We start from the raw sequence: 14,790 nt of genomic DNA on the forward strand, positions 1-14,790 counted from the left end.
CTACTCAACCAGTTCGCCCGCCACCTCATACTTCACCACAACCCGATTCCGATAAAGCCTCTCCCTTTCCACCAACGTCCCCACCTGCCCTTTTTCCCTGACCTCTCGCCAAATCTCATTCTCCCGATACACCCGCGCACCCTCCCGCACAAACCGATGCGCCTCTTGAAACACGTGATAGCGATATTCCCTCACCCGATCACACAACAACTCCCCTTCGAGCTGTGTCTCGCCGACGTTCAACTTCAGCTGAAAGTACCGATCCGTCGGGTTATGCAGCACCAGATCAACGTAGTTATAGAAAATTGCCGCCCCGGACCCAAACGGCAGTACCCGCCCCTCATCCGGAAACGGGTCGAAGCTGTGGTTGGAGCGTTCGACCACCACCAGCGGCGAATGAATCGCCATCCAGTGAATCAGGTTGCTCAGTTGGCAAATGCCTCCGCCTACCCCGCGTCGAGCCTCGCCGAAGGACAGTTCCATGCCTTCAACGTAGCCACGCTTCAACGTCGGGCGGCCGACGAGGCGGCAGAAGGAGAAGTATTCGCCGGGGCCGATGATGACGCCGTCGATGGCGGCGACGGCGAGTTTGAGGTTGATGACTTTGTTGTGTTGCAAGGCGAGGTCGGAGTCGCCGAGTTTACGGATGAGTTTCGAGGTGTGTTTGAGGTAGCGAAATGGCAAGCGCTCGGCCATAGCGACGGGGCGTGCGTAGCGTTTGCTGGAGCAGTGCCAGGCAATCTGGCGAAACAGTCTTTTTTGCCACACGCGCAGCCAGTACAAGGCCGGGTGATATAGGGAAAGTGGTTTCATCCGTGACACAACGGCGCGCGCCGTTTCTTCCTTGAACGTGAGAGGGGCGCGCATTTTATCCGGTAATGACCGGCAGCACCCCATGCATTTCACAAGACCAGCGGTCTCACTTCGACACACTCTCCCTGCCACCAAATCCGCAAATTAAGGTTCGACTAAGGTTGCATCGCTACGATCGCGGCCATGAAACCTGTTGCCTTTGAATCGCAGATGAGTCCTTCCGACATGAAAGCGTTTGATTTACCAACCCAGCCATCGCCGAATTTCAGCCTTGTCTTGGTAAATTACAAAACCCCGGACATCACCAGAATGTGCCTTGAGCTTTTGCGTGAGCATGTTCAGGACCAGCGCATTCCGGTGTGGGTGGTGGATAACGATTCGGCGGACGCCAGTCTCGATTACTTGCGTTCGCTCGATTGGATCAACTTGATTGAACGGCCTTCGCCGGGCAAGGAAATCGGCCATATTGCACATGGCAAGGCACTGGATCTAGCACTGGAAAAAGTCGACACCGATTACCTGTTTCTGTTGCACACAGATACCTTTGTCTACGACAAGGAAGTGTTTGCAATGATGATGCGCGAGTGCACGAAAACCCCGGATATGGCCGCAGTCGGTTGTGTCGAACAACTCAATCGGGGAGTTTTTCGTGATACGTGGCGACTAACTTCGCGCTTTTGCAAGCACTATGTTCGCAAAGCTAAAGTGCGTCTTGGCCTGCGCTCGAAAATGCCAAGACCCTACAAAGAAACTCATCTGAAAAGTTTCTGCACATTGTGGAACGCACGTTTGATGAAGTCTCAAGGCCTGCACTTCTGCATGGATGAACAGGTGCCGGGTTATGCGCTGCAAGATCGAATGAGCAGCCTGGGCTATGGCATCAGGTTTTTGTCGCCGCGCAAGATTTTCCGCTATCTGGATCACATCCAGTCCGGAACCGTCGCGGCTGCAGGCACCTACGGGGCAAATCACCGCAGGACAAAAATGTATCAGGCCACGCTGAAGCGCTTTCAAGGGGCAGCAAGACAAGGCTGAAGCGCACAACTCGGTCTAATTCACAGCAAACAAAAAGGGCGACTATAAAGTCGCCCTTTTTGTTTGCAGAAATTGTATACATCCACTCCGAAGAGGTGTTCGCCCAGTGTAATGGCCTGGCAATCCATGCACCGGTAAAGAGCCCTGACACTGGGCGAACGGGAAGGATTTTAATAGAAGTTGGCGCTTATGTCCTCATTCTTGAATATGAAATTTATGTACGAAAACGTTAATAGATATTTATCGACGATTCCTTTCATGAAACTTTCAATGAGGTCCATCCAAACTAATAGTATGACTACTCTCATACAAAAACTGTACAAGAGCAGTCACCCTGTAGAGTTAAAGCTCAACTTTCGTGTTGACTAGTCACTTTCAAGATGTCGGTGTAAGTGACAATAACGCTCTGCCCTTCTTTCAGATCTTTCAGTTTGGCTTGAATTTCAGGCTTTTTCACGTCGAGCACTTTCGATACGCCCGCCGGGTTTTGCAGGGTCACCTGATTCTTCTTCAAATCAATTTTGGTGATTTTCAGTTGCACCTGAACCTGACGGAACGCTTCGCCACCGGGGTTATCGCTGCCCGGGGCCTTACGCAACTCGCCGGTACGTTCGGTGGTGCCAGGCAGACCTTTATCCACATCGGTGTCGAGGTAAGCGGCGACAGAACGCTGCACCTGGATGTTGACCTGATCGCCGGCCTTGAGATTGTCGAGGTTTTTCGCCTTGTCGCTCAGCTGAACGTGAACCGGCTTGCCTTCGGCCCCTTCGAGCACAACCTGATGGTTGGCGGCATCGACGGAGATCACTTTGGTGGTGACCTGATCGGCTTCAACAGTGGCAGACAGCGGAATATCGGCAGCCAGGGCGCCGAAGCTGGTGGCGGACAGTACGGTTGCGAGGGTGATGGCCTTGGCCAGTGCGTCGAGCTTCATAAGCAATACTTTCCCTGTGATGAATGGCAGCACCCGGCGTTGAAGCGGCTTCGACGCCGGGCGTGCCACTGAGCATAGACGCTGTTCAGGGCTTGGCTTTTGTTTGTGCCGGTGAGGTTTGTTGCTTGGCGGTATCTTGCGCGGTGGATTCGCCGCTGGGCGTGCCTTTGCCAGTGTTTTCGCGCTGTTTCGGGTCGGTGGGCCGCAGGGCGTCGTTGTCGCGTTCGGTTTCGCCCGGTGGCCGGGGTTCGTCGGGGTGTTCGCCTTGGGTGATGGGTTTCATGGGGTAGTCCTCAGGCTTCGGGGTCGTCGAGTTCACGGGTGACGTTGATGGCGGGGGAATCCTTGTGCAGGTCGTCGGCCTTGGCGCGCAGGAGCTGCCATTGCTCCAGATCGATGGCGCCTTGGCCGAGCAGGTCGTCGGCGATGCGTTGCAGGTCGAAATAGTGCGCGTCGGGGGATTGCTGCCAGTAGGTCTGGTCATCGAACAGGCGCTGCCAGGAATTCAGGTCTGGGGGTTGCAGGTCGTCGCTCATTGCCAATCCTCGACAGGTTTCTCTATAGAGGACAACACAGCAAGCCGAGTTCAAACCGATCCATTGTAGGAGCTGCCGAAGGCTGCGATCTGTTGAGGTTGCTTTTAAAGATCGCAGCCTTCGGCAGCTCCTACAGGGATTTGCGGATACCTTTCAGTACCCGGTCATTTCCAGATAGCCCTGGCCGGGATGGCTGCCGCTGATGTGCACCGGGCCTTCCCAGTAAGGGATGCGCAGGTTCATCCAGGCATTCGGGTTGAGCGCATCGAGGGTGATGTCGAGGTGTTTGTCGGGGATGCTGATCGACCATTTCACCGGCATCGCGCGGCCGGCGACTTTTGCGGTGTCTTGCGGGATGAGCCGGATCTGCGAACTGCGCAGCGTTTGCGTCTGGCCATCGGCGGCTATCCATGTGCCGGTGAGATACGGCGCGCCGTTCTTCTGGCGCATGCGGTACAGCATCACGTGTTCACCACTGTCCAGGTGCAGGGAAAACCAGTCCCAACCGGTTTGATTGGCGGTCAGCGGCTGGCTGCTCCATTCGCGATCAAGCCACGCGGGGCCGCTGACGGTGTAGGTCTGGCCGTCGATCTGCAATGTTCCGCTGGCCTGGAAGAACGGCTGACTGTAGTAATACGACGCCTGACCTTCTTCGGATTTCTGACTGAAGCCCTTGTCGCCCTGCAACACCAGCGGGCGGCTGGAAGTGAGGTGCAGTTGATAGGCGAAATCCTTGTCGCGAGCGCTGAGTTGCAGGTCGCTCAACGGATCCTGCGCCTGACTGGCAAACCGCCAATCATCAATCCACGCCTCGAACGGCGCCAGCCGCACACCCGCCTGCCCCACTCCGCCTCGGGCGTAACGTTCGGCGGCGTGATGCACCGTGCTCGAAGTCACCGCCGCATGCCCGAGCCAGATCGTCTGATCAGCCCACCCGGCCTGCTCCGCCAGAGGTTTCAGCGCACTGCGAAACAGCGTCCACTGCACGCCAAACTCATTGCCCTGCTGATCCTTGAGATTGGCGGTGACGTACCACCACTCAATGCGAAAACCGTCATGCGCCCCGTGATCTGCCGGAAAACTGAACACCCGGCCCGGCACCACCGGCGTAAACGCCAACGCCTGATCGCCCATCCCGGCGAAGCCTTTTTGCTCCGGAGCCGATTGATCGCAACCACCGAGCAGCAACAAAACCATGAGCACAACGAAATTAATCCTCATGGGCAAACGTCCTCAGCAGGTCAGCCGGTTGCGTGCGATAGAGCGAATACAGCGGCCATGCAGACGCCAGCAACGTCGCCAGCAACGCCAACCCCATCAACTGCAGCAATTGCCACGGGAACACCCGCAACGGCAGCCGCCAGCCAAACGCCTGCACATTGATTACCGCGTCCAGACACCACGCCAGCGCGATCCCCAGTGGCAACGCCAGCACCAGCGTCAGCACCGCCAGCAGCCAGGTCTGCCCGAGATTGAGCAACATCAACTGCCGTCGCGTCACGCCCAGCGCCCACAGCGGTGCGAGTTGACCGAGGCGACTTTGACTCTGGGTCAGCAGACTGATGAACAGCGCCACGCCCGCCACCGCCAGCGTCAAACTGTTCAACGCCGCCGTCGCTGCAAAGGTGCGTTCGAAAACCTGCACCGACCAGCCCTTGAGCCGCGCCTGATCAACGATACGGCTGTCATCGAGTTGAAAACGCGTCTGCAATGCAGCTAAAAATCCCGGGATATTCTGCGGCTCGATGCGCAGATTGAAACGGTTCGGCGTCAGTTGGGGCCAGCCGCGCAGCAGGTGGTTTATGTTGACCAGCAAGTGGCCCTTGGGATTGCCGTAATCGGCGTAGATGCCGACGATGCGCGGCGACCATGTGCCGTTGGGTGTAGGAATCGCCACGTGTTCACCCACGTGCAATTTCAAGCGCCGGGAGATTTGCTCGCTGAGCATCACCGCATCATCCGTGGCCAGATGTGCCCACGGATCGCCGCCCATCGCATCGAGCAGCGGCCAGTGCTGGCGATAATGCGCGTGATCGATGATGCCGAACACCTCCGCCGGCCAGCCTTGCAACGTCACGGCGACCTGCCAGTTGGGCAGAATCGCCGCAACATTCGGCTGCTGCTTGAGCCAGCTGTACATTTCCCGCGACTGGGCCGGATTGCTCGGATTGATATACAACTCGGCACTCAGGCGTTGTTCTAGCCAGTCGTTGAAGGTCTGGCGAAATCCGGCAGTCATGCTGCCGGCGCCGATGTTGGCGGCCAGCGCCAGAAGCAAAGCCATCAACGCCAGACTCAGTGCCGGCAGTTGCTGGCGGCAATCGGCGAGAAACCACTGGCCGAGCACCGAGCGACTGCGCCCGAGCAACTGATTCAACAGCGCACTGAGCAACACCGGCAGCGCCAATGCAGCGCCGATCAGCAACCCGGCCATCAGGACAAAACCGCTGGCCAGACTGTCGCCCCCGATCAATGCCACCAAGGCAAGCAAAGCCAGCACCGCCGCCAGCCAGGCTTGGCGACGCAACCAGCGCGCATATTGCTGATGCCAGGCTTGCGGATCGGCCACGGCCAGCAACGGCAAACGGGCGGCGCGCAACAGACTGTTGGCCCCGGCGAGCAAGGCGCCGAGCAGGCTCAAGCCGATACCGCTGAACCACCACCAGGGGCTGAGGCGCAACTGCCCCGCCACTTCGGCGCCGTACAATCCGCGCAGGCTGGCGGCGACATCCGGCAGCAAGGCACTCGCCAGCCAATAGCCGCTGATCACACCGAACAATCCGCCGATCAGCGCCAGCGCACCCAACTCAACGATCAGGCAGAAGATCAACATCCGCGCACTGACCCCGCAGGCGCGCAGCGTACGCAGCAAGCCGCGCCGTTGCTCAAGCGCCAGCCCAATCGCGGCGTGGACAATGAACAAGCCGACCACAAACGAGAGAAATCCCAGCGCATCGAGATTGAGGTGAAAGCTCTCGGTCAGTCGCGCCAGATTGTTTTCCTCGCCGCTGCTCTTGAGCTGCAACTGACCTTTGAACGCGGCAGGCAACTCAGCGTGAAAATCCTTGGGCAGCAACAGCCGCGACAATTGCCCGGGTTGTTCCAGCAGGGTTTGCGCGACGCCGATGTCCACCAGCAACAGGCCGGGCGCCATGTCCTTTTGCGCGAGCAACGGCGGCAATCGCAGACCATTCGCCGTTTGCGGCGTGTCGCCTTCACGCAGAGCCAGTGCTTGCAAAGTTTCCGGTGAAATCCAGGTACTGCCCGGCGGCGTGAAAAACTCGACCACACGCTCGATCGGCAGCGCCTGCCCGGCCACCGCCGAATCGGCCGGCAGCGACACCGGTTCGATGCCCATCAATTGCAGCCGCTGATTGTCGAGGCCCTTGAGCAGCACCCGACCTTGCAACACTGGCGACACCGGCCAGCCCTGTCGGCGCAGATCCACGAACCATTGCTGCGCGAACGTTGCGCCGTTCGGCGTACTGAGGCTGACCTGCGGCTCGCCGCCGATCAATTGGCTGGCCCGCGCGTAACTGTCGCGCGCCTGACTGTTCAGCGCTTCGACGCCGGTCAGCAGGCTGGTCGCCAGCCACAACCCGGTCAGCACACTGAAAAACTGCACCGGATGACGCCGCCAATGGCTGAGCAGCGCGCGTAGCGTTTGCGCAAAGACGATCACGTCAGCCGTCCACTGGACAACACCACTCGCTGCGCCAATCGGGCCGCGACTCGCGGGCTGTGGGTGACCATCAACAAGGTGGTTGGCGTGTCATCGAGCAATTCCAGCAACAGCCGCAGGACTTCGTCGCTGGTGGCTTCGTCGAGGCTACCGGTGGGCTCATCGGCCAACAGCAATTTCGGCTGCGAGGCCAGCGCCCGGCCCAACGCGACCCGCTGCTGTTGGCCTCCGGAAAGTTGCTCGGGATAACGCTTGAGCAAATCGCCCAGCCCTAAGCGTTGCACCAGATGCGCCTGCCAACGCGGCTCATGACGGCCGGCCAGCCGCGCCTGAAAGGCCAGATTGTCCTCGACGCGCAAACTGCCGATCAGGTTGAACTGCTGGAACACCAGACCGATTTCTGTGCGCCGCCAGTTAGCCAGTTGCGCCTCGTTCATTGCCTCAAGTCGATGCTCGCCGCTGCGAATGCTGCCGCTGTCGACTTTGTCGAGACCGGCCACCAGGTGCAGCAATGTGCTTTTGCCGCTGCCGGATTCGCCCATGAGCGCGAGGCTACTGCCGGGCGCCAGTGTCAGGTCGACGCCTTGCAGCACCGGCAATGGGCCTTGCGGGGTTAGATAACTTTTGAAGACGTTTTCAACGTGAAGCATGCCGCCACCTGATCGGTCAGTGTGGGGCAAGGATAGCGGATGCCGATGACAGACCTGAATCTTGCAGTGAACGCAATGGCCTCATCGCTGGCAAGCCAGCTCCCACAGGGAATGAGGCTGTTCACAAATATTGAATTCACCCTAAAACACTGTGGGAGCTGGCTTGCCAGCGATGGGGTCAGTCCTGCCAACCCAAAATCTACTGACCGGCCGCCACACTCGCCGGCGCCTGCGACGGCGTGACAATGCTGCCCAGATCAATGTGCTTCCACTCAGGCTTGGCCCCCAACCGCGCATTGAAGCGATAGTTGAAGGTAAATTCATCCGCCGTCGGCACCGTCAGCGGCTTGCCATAAACCCCTTCGATCCCCGCCAGGTCATAGCCCATCAACTGCAACAGGGTCGGGAAGATGTTGTAGTGGCTGGAACGATCTTTGTTCGCCGCTAATTGCGCCGACCAATCCAGCGTCTTCAGTTCACGGCCCTGAATAACCACCAGCGGCACCAACCCTTCTTCTTCCACCGGATCGCCACCGCAATGCGTGTTCAAGCCCGGATTACCGCGCTCATGCAAATCCTGGCCGTGATCAGAGGTGTAGATCAGCAGCGCATTGTTCAGATTGCCCTGAGCGAACACCCGCGCGAAAAACTCGCCAACGTTCCACAACACAGTGTTTTTGTAGGCGTTGCGGTACAGCACCCAGTCATCCGGCTGGCCGTTGAAACCGTTGCGCTCGCCGGTATCGGCCACCTCGGTGAACTGCCCGCGCGGCAAGGTCGGGCGGTACGCCATGAACGCGTCCGGGTATTTGTCGTGCACCGGGAAATGCGCGCCGACCTTGTTGATCACCACCAGCTCCGGCTTGTCATCGTTGAGCAATTCGATCAGCTTCGCCGCGGCGGCCATGTCGCGGTCGCGCACGCTGGTCTGGTCGAATTGCACGAACTCGTCGATGTCCTTCTTCTCGGTATCGGTCATCAGGTTCTGCAGGTTGCCGCCGGTACGCTGGGCGTCGATGTACACGGTGCGCAGCCCGGCCTTCCTGGCGTACTGCCAGATCGACGGCAACGTGCTGTTGATGCGCATGTAGTCGGCGCGGGTGCCGCCATAGCGCAGGGTCACGTTGGTGTCGGCGCTGCAATTGGCGATGGACGCGGCGTAGCCGTAATTGAAGATGTCGACGCCGTGCGGCGCTTGCTTGAGGTTGCTGTGCACACCGTACGGCGCGTTGATGTCCAGATAATTGCCAGAGATGCTTTCGTCGATGATCAGCACGATGTCATGGCCGACCGCTTCTGAAGCGCGCGCCAGTGTCACCGGTTCGCGCGGGCCGACCGTGTTGTGCAGCGCCTCATAGGCAAACAGATTCAGATAGGCCAGCGGCGTGTACATGATCGGCAAGCCCCGCGCGCCCTCACCCGCACGCAAGAACAGCACGGCACTGAGCAGCAACACGCCGCACAACGGCGCCGCTACCCGCAGCGCGTCGGGAATCGACAAACCGTGGCGTGGCTTCAGACCGATGCCGAACAACAACAGCAAACCACTGACGGCGCCGTGCAGGATCGCGCCTCGATACTGGTATGCCGCTTCCTGAATGAAACCGCCGGAATACACCAGCGAGACGAAGCTGCTGTAGCTCAGGTAATCCGCAGTGACCCGGGTGTAGACATCGAAAAATACCGCCGAGGCAAACATCACAAATGCGAACACATGCCGGATGAGTGCCTGTCGTATATACGCCGTTAGATATAACGCTAAAGTAAGCGCCAAAAACATCGCGCCAAAAAGAAGTACAGCGAAACCCGGGCCGATAGCATTTAACCGATCAATGTAATATTCGGAATAAAGCAGCAAATAAATAATTAAAAGCAGTTCTTTCAAATATCGAAACATGGCAATTCCGGTCGCACAAAACGGCATTGAGTCAATCGTTTGTCGGTCAAAATCTGACACTAGCACCCGGCCATCAAAGCGCAAGAAATGGCTGACTTTCTTACAAAGCGTCAAAAAACCGATGACTCAAATCTGACACACTCAAGTCGCTGAAAGCCTTTAAATTCGCGGCCTTCGACCGTCCATCGTTTTCTTTGAAATGTGAAAAAAGCGTCAAGCACGGGACAAATCCAGCAATAGCAAGCACTTGATGGCCAATCGCCCCCAAAATTGGGGCTGTTATACAGGTGCAACATGTCATTTTGCTGACACGCTTTTCAAACCCTGCGCTATACCCCTTTTGACAGTCTCATTTTGAACTTCTTCTTTTCGCTCTATCGAGGGTGCGCAGATGGACGTGAGCGTATTTGGCACGGGCTATGTTGGACTAATACAAGCCGCCGCACTTGCAGATGTCGGTCATCGGGTTTTATGCGTGGATATTGACCCGAACAAGATTAAACAACTGCAACAAGCGGTGCCGCCCATTAGCGAGCCCGGTTTGTCCAGCACGCTTGAGGAGAACATCAAGGCCGGCCGTCTGCTGTTCAGCACCCAGGCCAGCGACGCGGTCGAACACGCCGAGCTGATCTTCATCGCCGTCGGCACCCCGGCCGATGAGGATGGCTCTGCCGACCTCAGCCATGTACTCAATGTCGCCCGGCAGATCGCCTCGCACATGGAAGCCGATCGCACGCTGATCATCAAATCCACGGTGCCGGTCGGCACGGCGGATCAAGTACTCGCCACCGCCAACAGCGAATTGCAGCGCCGCGACAAGAGCAGTCTGACCGTACGTGTGGTCTCCAACCCGGAATTCCTCAAGGAAGGCAGCGCCCTCGCCGACTGCATGCGCCCAGACCGGATTATCGTAGGCACCCGCGACGACGCGGCCCGCGAGCAGATGAGCGAGCTGTACGCGCCGTTCTGCCGCAACCACGAAAAACTGATGTTCATGGACAATCGTAGCGCCGAACTGACCAAGTACGCCGCCAACGCGATGCTCGCCACGCGCATCAGCTTCATGAACGAGTTGGCCAATCTCACCGAACTGCTCGGTGCCGACATCGAAGCGGTGCGCAAAGGCATCGGCTCCGACCCGCGCATCGGCTACCACTTCATCTATCCGGGCTGCGGCTTCGGTGGCTCGTGCTTTCCCAAGGACCTGCGCGCCCTGTTGCACACCGCCGAACACAACGGCATGCCGTTGAAATTGCTGCGCAGCGTCACCGACGTCAACGACCTGCAGCGGCACATCCTGTTCAGCAAATTGAAAGCGCAATTCCCGCAAGGTCTGGCCGGCAAGTCCATTGCCATCTGGGGCCTGGCGTTCAAACCGAACACCGATGACATGCGCGAAGCACCGAGCCGATATCTGATGGATGCGTTGTGGGCCGAAGGCGCCAGTGTGCAGGCCTACGACCCGGAAGCCATGTCCGAATGCCGGCGCCTCTACGGTTACCGCAACGATCTGCACCTGTGCGCCACCCGCGACGACACCCTGGAAGACGCCGATGCGCTAGTGATCTGTACCGAATGGAAAAACTTCCGCGTGGTCGATTTCGAGCTGCTCGCCGACAAGCTGCGTTCGAAGGTGATCATCGACGGCCGCAACCTGTACAACCCGGAACAAGTGGCGGCCGCCGGCCTGCATTACAGCGGCATCGGTCTGCGCCACATTGCCCCCGAAGGGCTGCGGCCATGAAGGTGCTGGTCACCGGTGCGGCCGGTTTCATTGGTGCCCATTGCGTGTTGCGGCTGATCCGCGACGGGCACGCGGTGGTCGGTCTGGACAATTTCAACGCCTACTACGATCCGCAACTCAAGCACGACCGCGTGCAGTGGGTGCGCGAGCAGGTTGGCGATTTCCAGCTCGCCACGGTTGACCTGGCCGATGCCTCGGCCATCGAAGCACTGTTCGTCCGCGAACGCCCGCAAGTGGTGATTCACCTCGCCGCGCAAGCCGGGGTGCGTTACTCGCTGGAAAATCCACGGGCGTATCTGGACAGCAACCTCAGTGGGTTCCTCAACATTCTGGAAAATTGCCGGCATCACCCGGTCGAACACCTGATTTACGCCTCGTCAAGTTCGGTGTACGGCGCCAATCAGCACACACCGTACTCGGTGAAGGACGGCGTCAATCACCCGCTCTCGCTGTACGCCGCGACAAAGAAAGCCAATGAACTGATGGCGCACAGTTACAGCCACCTGTTCGGCATTCCCAGTACCGGCCTGCGCTTCTTCACCGTGTACGGGCCTTGGGGCCGGCCGGACATGTCGCCGATCCAGTTCGCCCGAGCGATCAGCGACGGCACGCCGCTGAAACTGTTCAATTACGGCGAACACCAGCGCGACTTCACCTACATCGACGACATTGTCGAGAGCATCGCCCGGCTCACCGATCAGCCGCCGCATGCCCACCCCGAATGGGATCGCGAGCACCCGGACGCCGGCACCAGCATGGCGCCGTGGCGGTTATTCAATATTGGCGGCCACCACCCGGTGGAACTGAAAACCTATCTGGCGCTGATGGAAAAACACCTCGGCCAGAAAGCCATTGTCGAGCTGTTGCCGCTGCAACCGGGCGACGTGCTCAACACCTGTGCCGAAACCGACGATCTGGCACAGGCCACCGGATTCCAGCCACGCATCGAGCTGGATGAAGGACTCGGTTGCTTCATCGCATGGTTTCGCGACTACTACCCCACTGCCTATCGCCCACGCGCCGCTCGCGGCTGAACATCAGCGGAGGACTCCATGACTGGACATGAAAAAGGTGTACCGATCCAACAGCTGCAGCGTGACAAGCGCATCGATCCAGAGCAGCGCATGCGCCTGGATGCTGCGATTCACCGCCAGGGTCGCGGCTGGGTTACCGGTCGCGAAGGCGGTCGCCCGTGGCAACTGTCGCGCACCAATCGCGTGGTCGCCTGCCTCGGCGCCCTGATGATTCTGCTGCTGATTTCGCCGCTGTTGATCGGCCTGGCGCTGACCATCAAGTTCACCAGCGAAGGCCCGGTGATGTTCGTGCAAAAACGCACCGGTTATCGCGGTCGCAAGTTCGGCATGTACAAATTCCGCACCATGGTCGCCAACGCCGAAGAGTTGAAAGAGTCACTGCGTCACCTCAACAAGCACGGTGCCGACGCCATCGATTTCAAGATCGACCACGACCCGCGCATCACCCGCATCGGCGGTTTTCTGCGGCGCACCAGCCTCGATGAATTGCCCAATCTGATCAATGTATTCACCGGCGACATGCGCCTGGTCGGCCCGCGTCCGACCTCGTTCAACGCCTACCGCTACAAGGACAATCACCTCGCCCGACTGGCGATCTACCCCGGCATGACGGGCCTGTGGCAGATCTCCGGACGCAGCAATATCGACTTCGACCAGCGCGTTGAGTTGGACCTCAGCTATATCGCCGAGCAGAGCCTTTTGCTTGATCTGAAGATTCTGTTGAAAACCCCCTTCAAAGTATTCAGCGGCCACGGAGCAAGCTAATGGACGGTTCAACCAACAAAAGCCTGAGCATTGCCAACCCCAGCGAATCGAACCTGACCTCGACCGTGCAGGATCTCGATCTGCGGATCCTGTTCCTGACCGCTGCCAACCCTGGCGCCGGCACCACCACCAGTGCCCTGGCGCTGGCCAGCCAACTGGCGCAAATGAGTAGCGGCCAAGTGTTGCTGGTCGACGCCAGCCAGTCGGCGAGCAACCTCACGCAGCAACTGAACCTGAGCAAGGAGCGCGGCCTGCGTGACTTGCTGTTCAACCCGGACAACCCGCCGCTGTTGCAGGACTGCGTGGTGCAGGTGTCGAGCCTGCCCTTCCACGTGCTGCCGAATGGTCGGCCGATCCGCACCATGGAACACCTGACCGCCGAGCGTCTGAGCCCGTTGCTCGATCAATTGGGCAGCCAGTACCGCTTCGTGGTGATCGACGGCGACGCGGTGTACTCCGCCGCCGACACGCTGGTGATCAGTACGCAAGTCGATGGCGTGGTGTTCGTGGTGCGCGCCGAAGACACGCGCTGGGAAGTCGCCCAGGCCGCCGTGCAACGCCTGACTCAGGCCGGGGCGAAAGTGGTCGGCAGCGTGTTCAACCGACGCAAGTACTACATGCCCAAATGGCTTTACAAAAACCTCTAAGCGAACGCGAAGGATGACGCCATGAACGCCAAGATTCTTGTGCTGCTGATGCTGCCGCTTGCAGGTTGCTCCAGCACCTCCGAAACCCAGAACATGCCGGTGAATATCCTCACCGCCACGCCGGCCAACGCCCAGGCGACTGATATGCCGAAGATCGAACAGACCCTGCGTCCGCAGGATGTGCTCGATGTGATCTTCCATATCAGTACCAGCGGCTCGGACGCTTACCGTGTGCAGTCAGGTGACCAGATCGGCCTGAACTTCACCGCTGCCAGCCAGCTCAACGGCAATCAACTGGTGCTGCCCGACGGCACCATCGAACTGCCGGGCGCCAACACCTCGGTGAAAATCGCCGGGCTGACCAGTGATCAGGCGCGCGAAGAAATCCAGCGCGCCTATCAGCGCAAGCAACTGTTCCAGCCCAACCGCAATCAGTTGACCGTGCAGATCATCAGCCCGCTGACCAATGAGCAGAACCTGAAAAGCGCGCTGAACCACCCGGCCACCGGCATGAGCCGCGAGATCACCGTCGGCACTGACGGTTACGCAAGCTTCCCGGAAATCGGCGCCGTGCCGCTGCAAGGCATGACCGTCAATCAACTGGAAACCTTCCTCAACAAGAAATACGCGCAACTGCCCGGCCGGATGACCGTCGATGTGCTGCTGAAATCCACCGCCGGCAACGAAATCTATGTGCTGGGCGAAGTCGGCCAACCGGGTTCCTACCCGATCCGCCGGCCGGTGTCGGTGCTTGAAGCACTGACCCTGGCCCGTGGCACCAACGTCAAGGCCCGTCTGGATTCGGTGGTGATCATGCGCCGCAACGGCAATCAGGTGCAGGCGGTGCGTTACGACGTCGAGAAAGCGCTGTCCGGCGATGCTTCGCAGATCGCGTATCTGCAACCGGACGACATGCTCTACGTGCCGAAAACCAAACTGGCCAGCGCCGGCGAACTCGCCCGGCAATTGGCTGATGTGGTGCTGTTCCAGGGCGTCGGGTTCAGCTTCGGCTACCGCGTCGACAACAAAGACAGCAACAACAACTGACTCTCA

14 protein-coding genes are annotated in these 14,790 nt (G+C 59.1%); 6 read left to right on the forward strand and 8 right to left on the reverse strand.

Annotation, left to right across the window (positions count from 1 at the left end):
* Entirely contained in the window at positions 1-813 is an 813-nt protein-coding gene (locus ACIF4X_RS10865; RefSeq protein WP_397482190.1) for a VanW family protein, read from the reverse strand.
* Between the two features lie 225 nt (positions 814-1,038).
* On the opposite strand from ACIF4X_RS10865, the gene ACIF4X_RS10870 reads away from it, so the two are divergent.
* A complete protein-coding gene (locus ACIF4X_RS10870) occupies positions 1,039-1,848 on the forward strand; it encodes a glycosyltransferase family 2 protein (RefSeq protein ID WP_397482191.1) in 810 nt (269 codons plus the stop codon).
* 349 nt (positions 1,849-2,197) lie between these two features.
* Here the strand turns inward: ACIF4X_RS10870 and ACIF4X_RS10875 are convergent, their stop codons facing one another.
* The 7 genes from ACIF4X_RS10875 to ACIF4X_RS10905 all read right to left on the reverse strand — a co-directional run bounded on the left by ACIF4X_RS10875 (position 2,198) and on the right by ACIF4X_RS10905 (position 9,547).
* Positions 2,198-2,782 carry a hypothetical protein gene (locus ACIF4X_RS10875; RefSeq protein WP_141128672.1) on the reverse strand — a complete coding sequence of 195 codons (585 nt, stop codon included), beginning with the start codon at positions 2,780-2,782 and terminating at the stop codon, positions 2,198-2,200.
* Positions 2,783-2,867: 85 nt separating this feature from the next.
* Complete coding sequence (locus ACIF4X_RS10880; protein ID WP_397482109.1) at positions 2,868-3,065, reverse strand: hypothetical protein; 198 nt, start codon at positions 3,063-3,065, stop codon at positions 2,868-2,870.
* A 10-nt stretch (positions 3,066-3,075) separates the two neighbouring features.
* Positions 3,076-3,318, reverse strand: a complete 243-nt coding sequence (locus tag ACIF4X_RS10885) for a hypothetical protein (protein ID WP_397482110.1) — start codon at positions 3,316-3,318, stop codon at positions 3,076-3,078.
* 153 nt (positions 3,319-3,471) lie between these two features.
* A complete protein-coding gene (locus ACIF4X_RS10890) occupies positions 3,472-4,539 on the reverse strand; it encodes a lipocalin-like domain-containing protein (protein ID WP_397482111.1) in 1,068 nt (355 codons plus the stop codon).
* Positions 4,529-7,000, reverse strand: coding sequence for an FtsX-like permease family protein (locus ACIF4X_RS10895; RefSeq protein WP_397482112.1), 2,472 nt, complete (start codon positions 6,998-7,000; stop codon positions 4,529-4,531). Before ACIF4X_RS10895 ends, ACIF4X_RS10890 begins: the two co-directional genes overlap by 11 nt.
* The gene (locus ACIF4X_RS10900; RefSeq protein ID WP_397482113.1) at positions 6,997-7,650 is read right to left on the reverse strand and encodes an ABC transporter ATP-binding protein; all 654 of its coding nucleotides are present in this window, start codon (positions 7,648-7,650) and stop codon (positions 6,997-6,999) included. The genes ACIF4X_RS10895 and ACIF4X_RS10900 overlap by 4 nt, the downstream gene beginning before the upstream one ends.
* Before the next feature lie 199 nt (positions 7,651-7,849).
* Positions 7,850-9,547: a sulfatase-like hydrolase/transferase gene (locus ACIF4X_RS10905; protein WP_397482114.1), complete on the reverse strand. Its 1,698-nt coding sequence runs from the start codon at positions 9,545-9,547 to the stop codon at positions 7,850-7,852.
* Between the two features lie 391 nt (positions 9,548-9,938).
* Here ACIF4X_RS10905 and ACIF4X_RS10910 point away from each other — a divergent pair, with 391 nt between their 5' ends.
* Genes ACIF4X_RS10910 through ACIF4X_RS10930 form a run of 5 tightly spaced genes read left to right on the forward strand, consistent with a single transcriptional unit; the run spans position 9,939 to position 14,784 of the window.
* Positions 9,939-11,291 (forward strand): UDP-glucose dehydrogenase family protein, encoded by a 1,353-nt coding sequence (locus ACIF4X_RS10910; RefSeq protein WP_397482115.1) that lies wholly within the window; start codon positions 9,939-9,941, stop codon positions 11,289-11,291.
* Positions 11,288-12,325, forward strand: a complete 1,038-nt coding sequence (locus ACIF4X_RS10915) for an NAD-dependent epimerase (protein ID WP_397482116.1) — start codon at positions 11,288-11,290, stop codon at positions 12,323-12,325. Before ACIF4X_RS10910 ends, ACIF4X_RS10915 begins: the two co-directional genes overlap by 4 nt.
* Positions 12,326-12,343: 18 nt before the next feature.
* Positions 12,344-13,090 (forward strand): sugar transferase, encoded by a 747-nt coding sequence (locus ACIF4X_RS10920; RefSeq protein ID WP_397482117.1) that lies wholly within the window; start codon positions 12,344-12,346, stop codon positions 13,088-13,090.
* Positions 13,090-13,737 (forward strand): CpsD/CapB family tyrosine-protein kinase, encoded by a 648-nt coding sequence (locus ACIF4X_RS10925; RefSeq protein WP_397482118.1) that lies wholly within the window; start codon positions 13,090-13,092, stop codon positions 13,735-13,737. Before ACIF4X_RS10920 ends, ACIF4X_RS10925 begins: the two co-directional genes overlap by 1 nt.
* Before the next feature lie 21 nt (positions 13,738-13,758).
* Positions 13,759-14,784 carry a polysaccharide biosynthesis/export family protein gene (locus ACIF4X_RS10930; RefSeq protein WP_064120077.1) on the forward strand — a complete coding sequence of 342 codons (1,026 nt, stop codon included), beginning with the start codon at positions 13,759-13,761 and terminating at the stop codon, positions 14,782-14,784.
* Positions 14,785-14,790: the final 6 nt, after the last annotated feature.

Source organism: Pseudomonas sp. NPDC085632, from assembly GCF_044541255.1.
In the GTDB taxonomy this organism is placed as follows: Bacteria; Pseudomonadota; Gammaproteobacteria; order Pseudomonadales; family Pseudomonadaceae; genus Aquipseudomonas.